Source organism: Amycolatopsis sp. SID8362, from assembly GCF_010550475.1.
Taxonomy (GTDB): domain Bacteria; phylum Actinomycetota; class Actinomycetes; order Mycobacteriales; family Pseudonocardiaceae; genus Amycolatopsis; species Amycolatopsis eburnea.
Map to the genome: position 1 here is coordinate 1 of NZ_JAAGNB010000975.1, position 5,423 is coordinate 5,423.

Annotated in this window: 6 protein-coding genes and 1 pseudogene; 6 read left to right on the forward strand and 1 reads right to left on the reverse strand. The window is 71.8% G+C overall.

Going from position 1 to position 5,423, the window contains the following annotated elements; genetic code table 11:
* Positions 1 to 825: pseudogene (locus G3I65_RS30675) on the reverse strand (type VII secretion protein EccC); the annotation flags it as partial.
* A 142-nt stretch (positions 826 to 967) separates the two neighbouring features.
* On the opposite strand from G3I65_RS30675, the gene G3I65_RS30680 reads away from it, so the two are divergent.
* The 6 genes from G3I65_RS30680 to G3I65_RS30705 form a co-directional block, all read left to right on the forward strand.
* Entirely contained in the window at positions 968 to 1,741 is a 774-nt protein-coding gene (locus tag G3I65_RS30680; RefSeq protein ID WP_160699201.1) for a WXG100 family type VII secretion target, read from the forward strand.
* Positions 1,742 to 1,772: 31 nt separating this feature from the next.
* Entirely contained in the window at positions 1,773 to 2,807 is a 1,035-nt protein-coding gene (locus tag G3I65_RS30685; RefSeq protein ID WP_160699202.1) for a hypothetical protein, read from the forward strand.
* 3 nt (positions 2,808 to 2,810) lie between these two features.
* Positions 2,811 to 4,172, forward strand: a complete 1,362-nt coding sequence (locus tag G3I65_RS30690) for a WXG100 family type VII secretion target (protein ID WP_160699203.1) — start codon at positions 2,811 to 2,813, stop codon at positions 4,170 to 4,172.
* Positions 4,172 to 4,642: a hypothetical protein gene (locus G3I65_RS30695; protein WP_166640787.1), complete on the forward strand. Its 471-nt coding sequence runs from the start codon at positions 4,172 to 4,174 to the stop codon at positions 4,640 to 4,642. The genes G3I65_RS30690 and G3I65_RS30695 overlap by 1 nt, the downstream gene beginning before the upstream one ends.
* On the forward strand, positions 4,639 to 4,959 hold the full coding sequence (locus tag G3I65_RS30700) for a YbaB/EbfC family nucleoid-associated protein (protein WP_125306867.1): 321 nt from the start codon (positions 4,639 to 4,641) through the stop codon (positions 4,957 to 4,959). Before G3I65_RS30695 ends, G3I65_RS30700 begins: the two co-directional genes overlap by 4 nt.
* Positions 4,959 to 5,423 (forward strand): EsaB/YukD family protein (locus G3I65_RS30705; protein ID WP_203612553.1); only part of this gene is annotated, 465 nt, incomplete at its 3' end. The genes G3I65_RS30700 and G3I65_RS30705, both read left to right, overlap by 1 nt.

A 5,423-nucleotide genomic window follows, 5' to 3' on the forward strand; every position in this document is an offset into this window, starting at 1 on the left:
CGCCGAGTCCGCGGCCAGGCGCCGCGAGCCCACGGCGTCGGTCGCGCCGGCCGCCGTGGCGTGCGGCAGCCACTTCGCCCATTCCCAGTCGTGCTGCCGGTCGGCCGACACGCAGATCGCGACGCGCAGGTCGCCGGGGGAGTGGAACGTGACGAGCTGGCACAGCAGCGCCCGGGTCAGGCCGAGCACGTCCGGGCGCCGCCCGGCGACGGTCACCGCGGCGAACGAGCGCAGCGACAACGCCACCGGCAGGCCGTCGACCGTCGAGTAGGTGCGGATGAAGTGCTTGAGGCTGGTGGAGGACACCGGGTCCAGGTCCTCCAGCGGCACGGTCTGCGGCGCCTTCAACGGCGTCGCCAGCCGCTGCGGCCCGGTGCCCGCGCGCACCTGCGCGAACTGCGAGTCGGCGCGCCGCCGGTCCCACAGCTTCCCGGATTCGACGTAGGCCCACAGGTCGGCGGGGTCGGGCTGGACGGCGACCATCGCCGCGCGCTGCCCGTCGGCGATCTCGCGGACCTGGGCGCGCAGCCCGGAGAGGTACCGCTGGTAGTCGCGGCGTTCGTCGTTGATCTGCGCTTTCTTCGCCATCCCGCCGCGGCCGAGCGACATCACGACCATGCCGCCCATGGCGCAGATGAACAGCGCGCCGAAGATGTAGGTCATCACCCCGCCGTCGCGTCCGATGTAGACGAACGACATCGCGCCCATGCCGAGCATCATCGGCAGGAACATCATCAGCTGCACCATCCCGCCGGACGAGCTCTTCGGGAGCATCGGCGGCGACTGCAGCACGATCTCGGAAGGACGCTCGGGCGTGAGGCTCATGCGGCAATGCTCCAGCGGATCGAGGTGGCTCTGACCGGTATTTTGGCCACTTACCGCCACGCCGCGGTGGGTACTTTTGCCGTCCGCCCGCTTCCGGGGACGAACTTACGCTCAGCCGGACAAGCCACCCGGAAGGAGTCCCATGGCCGGCGAGTACCGGGCTGAGCCCGAGGCGATGCGGTCCGCCGTGGGCAACGTCGGGGGCATCCTCGCCCACGGCATCAACGCCGTGGCCGATCTGGAACGCCTGGTCGTGCAGCCGATGTCGTTCGCGACCTTCGGCAGCGCCGTCGCCGCCGCGAACGCCGCGCTGCACTCCAGCCAGATCACCGCCGTGCGCACCCTCCTGCAGCTGCTGCAGCAGATCAACGGGCTGGTCAAGGCCAGTGCCGACGCCTACCAGGCGGCCGACCAGGACGCCGCCGCGGGCTACGGCGGCGGCCACGACGGGTCCACCGCGCCGTCGTCGTCGATCTGGGGCAACTCGCACGCTTCCGAACTCGCCACCCTGGCCATCAACGACAGCGCCGGTGCCCACGGCGAACCGTCGTCGGTCGGGAACGTGCTGCGCTACCTGGGGGACGCGCGGCTCGGCGGGCTCGGGGACCACCCGATCACCGACGCCCGCTTCCACGGCGTCGCCGACTTCAACGACTGGCTCGCCGGCGATGCCGACAACCAGGCGCGGGTCGGCCTGATCGAGGTGTACGCGGGTACCGCGCGCACCTTCTCCGACGTTCCCGGCGGCGTGCAGAGCGGGGACGTCGTGGTGGTCGAGCCGTTGCTGTTCTCCGACCGCCAGCCGGTCATCGGCGTCGCCGGCGACGGCGGCCGCCTGTACAACCACGGGCTCCTCGACGCCCGGATCAGCGGGCTGGCGAGGGTCAGCGTGTACCGGCCCGCCTCCGTCGTCTGACCCTCCGCACCCCGAGACTCTGTGAGGTCCGATGCTGACTTTCCCGAACTCCAGCGCGATGGACGCGACCGCGTCATCGGGCGGGCCGATCACCATCCTGCCGCAGATCGTCACCGGCCAGCCGGAGCAGATCGCCAAGCACGTGCTCGACCTCGTCAAGAAGGCCGAGCAGTTCCTCAGCATGTACACCGAGCTGACCAAGGCCGCCGACCAGCTCGGCAAGATCTGGTCCGGCGCGGCGAGCGAGTCGGCGCTGAAGAAGATCGGTGACTCCCTCAAGCAGCTCGAGACGATCATCAACGTCGTGCAGAAGGGCGCCGAGCTGCTCGGCGTGTCCGGGACGCTGATCAAGACGGCGCAGCAGGCCTACCGCTCGGTGGTGGCCGCGGTGAACCCGACGGTCGCCTCGCTGATGTCGAACCCGTGGACCTACGGCGCGGCGGTCGCTTTGTCGACCGCGACGAGCGCGTCGCTGCGGGCGTTCATCACCGCGATCGGCGCGCTGCTCAAGGCGCTCGGCGCGGTCGACCTCGCGCAGCAGGTCATGACGCTCGCGCAGGTCATCGGCGAGATCGAGAAGCTCTTCCACCACGACTCCGGCAGCTCCGGCGCGACGACGCCGTCGATCGGGAACACCCCGGTCACGGCGCCCCAGGCCCCGGCGCCGGTGGCAAGCTCGGCCGGGCAGCAGGCGGTGGCGGGCGGGAGCGGCGGGGGGATCCCGCAGCAGCCTTCGTTCACCGACTACACCCCGCCCGCGCTCGCCACCGGCGGCGGTTCCAGTGGCGGCACGGCGGTGACCGGCAACGGCGCCCCGCTCAACCCCGCAAACAGCTGGATCGCCGTCGACCCGGCGCAGCACGGCGCGACCGTGCCGACGCAGCCCGCCCCGGTCACCCAGCAGCCGATGCGCGGCGCCGACGAGGTCGTCATCCACACCAACCTCACCACCGGTGAGTCCACTGTGGAGGCTCCGGGCGGGCAGGACTTCGACCTCGACATCGACCTGGACTACAACGGCAAGCACTTCAGCCAGCACGTCGGCTACGACGCGGCCGGGAACTAGCCCATGTGGTCCTCGGGGGTGGTCGACGCGTCGGGGGTGGTCAGCTCCGTGCTGTCCGGGTACCGGCGGGTGCTCGTCGAGTGCCGGAGACGCGTCACCGGTGACCCCGGGGCGCTGAACGCCGCGTCGCGGCGGGTCGCGACCCAGGCTTCGGCGGTCTCGGGCAAGGCCCGCGAAGTCGACGAGTCCGCGAAGACGCTGCACGCGGACTGGGACGGCGACGCCTACACGGCGTTCGCCACCGCCGCCGGGGAACTCGGCAAGGAGCTCACCGACGCGGCCACGAAACTCGACGACCAGGCGAAACGGCTGTCCGCCGCCGGACAGCTCGTCCAGTCCGCGGAAGCCGCCGTGGACTCGGTGCTCGCGCAGTTCGACCAGTACGCCCAGCAGCTGACCGCGCAGGCCCGCGCGGTGAACTCCGGCTCGGTCGGCGCGTTCATCCAGGCCGCCCGGCAGCTCGGCGAACAGAGCGTGCAGGCCGCCCGCCAGGTCGTCGACGAGTTCTCGGACGCGCTCGCCGAGCTGTTCCCGCCCGAGGGCGTCGGACGGCTGGAGCACGAGCTGGGCAAGTGGGCGCGCGGCCCGCTGCACTGGCTCAACGGCGAACCGCTGGACGGCCGGAAGCGGCCGCGGACCGTGCCGTCGTGGTTCGGCAACTCCGGCTGGAAGAAGCTCACCTGGGACGGCCTCGAAGGCACCCGCGCGCCGAAGAAGGCCGACACGCCGTTCGGGCAGCCGGAAGCCGAAGGCCTGAAGAACAAGATCGGCCGCAACACCGAGATCACCTACTACAAGTTCCAGCACGAGCAGGACGGGTTTTCCCCGGAGTACGACGGGAAGATCACGTCGAAGGGCTGGGACGTCGGCGCGTCCGGGCACGCGGAACTCGCGGCGCTGCACGGCGAAGCCGAGCTGAAGAAGGAGTGGGGCGTCGCCGAAGCCCACGCCAAGGGCACGGTGTTCGCCGGCGGCGAGGTCAGCGCGTCCGGCACGATCGGCGCGCACGGCCTCGGCGCGCACGCGAACGCGTTCGTGGGCGGCAAGGTCGAGGGCGAGGTCGCCGCGGACGTCGCCGGCATCGGCGTCGGCGCGAACGGCACGCTGCAGTACGGCCTCGGCGCGCAGCTCGACGCCCAGGCCGTCTACGACGCCGGGCACATCAAGGTGAACTTCAAGGCGGGTGCGGCTTTGGGCCTCGGGCTCGGCGTCGGCGCGAAGATCGACATCGACCTGCCGAAGCTCGGCCACACGATCGGCGAGTACGGCGGCGCCGCCGTCGACGCGGTCGGCCACGCGGCCTCCGACGCGGCCGACGCCGTCGGATCCGCTTGGGACGACGCAGTTGCGTACGTGGGGCTGTGATGACGCTTCCCCTCGACTTCGTCATCCCGGACGGCTGGACCGCCGTCGACCCGGGCGACTCCGGCGCGGTCTTCGTCGCCGTGCACGACGCCGCACCGGACGAGTTCGTCCCGAACATCGCCGTGAGCGTGGCTCAGCGGCCGGACGACGCGTCGATCGACGACATCGCCGATGAGGCCGTCGAACGCCTTTCGCGGACGCTGGCCGGGCTGGAAGTGCTCAGCCGCCGCGACGTCGGCGAGCCGGCCGCGCCCGGCGTCATGCAGCTGCTTCGCTTGCGTACCGGCGAAGGCGAAGAGCTGATCCAGACCCAGGTGCACCTGACGGTTCCCGGCGCGGTGCCGGCGGACCGGCTGGTGCTCGAGCTCGCCTGCACGGCCGCGCCCGCGACCGCACGGGCGCTCTCACCCGGTTTCCAGCGGTTCGTGGGCAGTGTCCGCGTCCGCCAGCACGAAGGGAAAGCACAGTGACCGATCCGTACGCGGTGCCGGACATGGACGAGCTGCTCGCGCAGGTGCGCAAGCAGACCGAAGAGGTCCAGCGGATCCAGCGCACGGTCGAGGCGATGGAGGTCAAGGCGCACTCGCGGCAGAACGAGGTCACCGTCACCCTCCGCGGCGACGGCCGGTTCACCTCGATCGACATCGACCCCCGCGCGATCCGCGAGTACGACGCCCGCAACCTCTCGGAGATCGTCCTCGAGGCGGTGAACGCCGGGCTGCAGAAGCTCGCCGAGGCGTCGAACGCGAAGTTCGCGCCCGTGATCGCGGCCGCGAAAGAGATCTGATGACGGCGTCTCTCACCGGGACGACGCGGCGGGTCACGGTGGTCACGCCGAGGGCCCGCGTGGACGTCGCCCTGCCGCAGCAGTCGACGTTCGCCGAGCTGGTGCCGCAGCTGGTCCGGCTGGCGGGAGCCGCCGGGCAGGCGTCGGCCGAGCACCCCGGCTGGGTGCTCTCCCGGCTCGGCGGGGCGCCACTGGCCTTGGGCTTGAGCGTCGCGGCCGCCCAGATCCGGGACGGCGAAGTGCTCCACCTGACCCCGCGGGAACGCCCGCGGGGTCCGCTGCTGTTCGACGACGTCGTCGACTCGATCGCGAGCGTGGCCGACACCTCCGGCGGCTGGGGCCCGTCGGTGGCGCGCCGGTCCGGCCTGGTGGCCGCGGTGGTGCTGCTGCTGGCGGGCGGGCTGCTGGTGCAGTCGGCGGCGTCCGGCAGTGTCCTGGCCCCGATCGGGACCGGCCTGCTGGCG

What these genes read in the sequence shown, in the direction of transcription:
- G3I65_RS30685 (WP_160699202.1), top strand. Translation starts at nt 1,773, where the DNA reads ATGCTGACTTTCCCGAACTCCAGCGCGATGGACGCGACCGCGTCATCG.
- G3I65_RS30680 (WP_160699201.1), top strand. Translation starts at nt 968, where the DNA reads ATGGCCGGCGAGTACCGGGCTGAGCCCGAGGCGATGCGGTCCGCCGTG.
- G3I65_RS30695 (WP_166640787.1), top strand. Translation starts at nt 4,172, where the DNA reads ATGACGCTTCCCCTCGACTTCGTCATCCCGGACGGCTGGACCGCCGTC.
- G3I65_RS30690 (WP_160699203.1), top strand. Translation starts at nt 2,811, where the DNA reads ATGTGGTCCTCGGGGGTGGTCGACGCGTCGGGGGTGGTCAGCTCCGTG.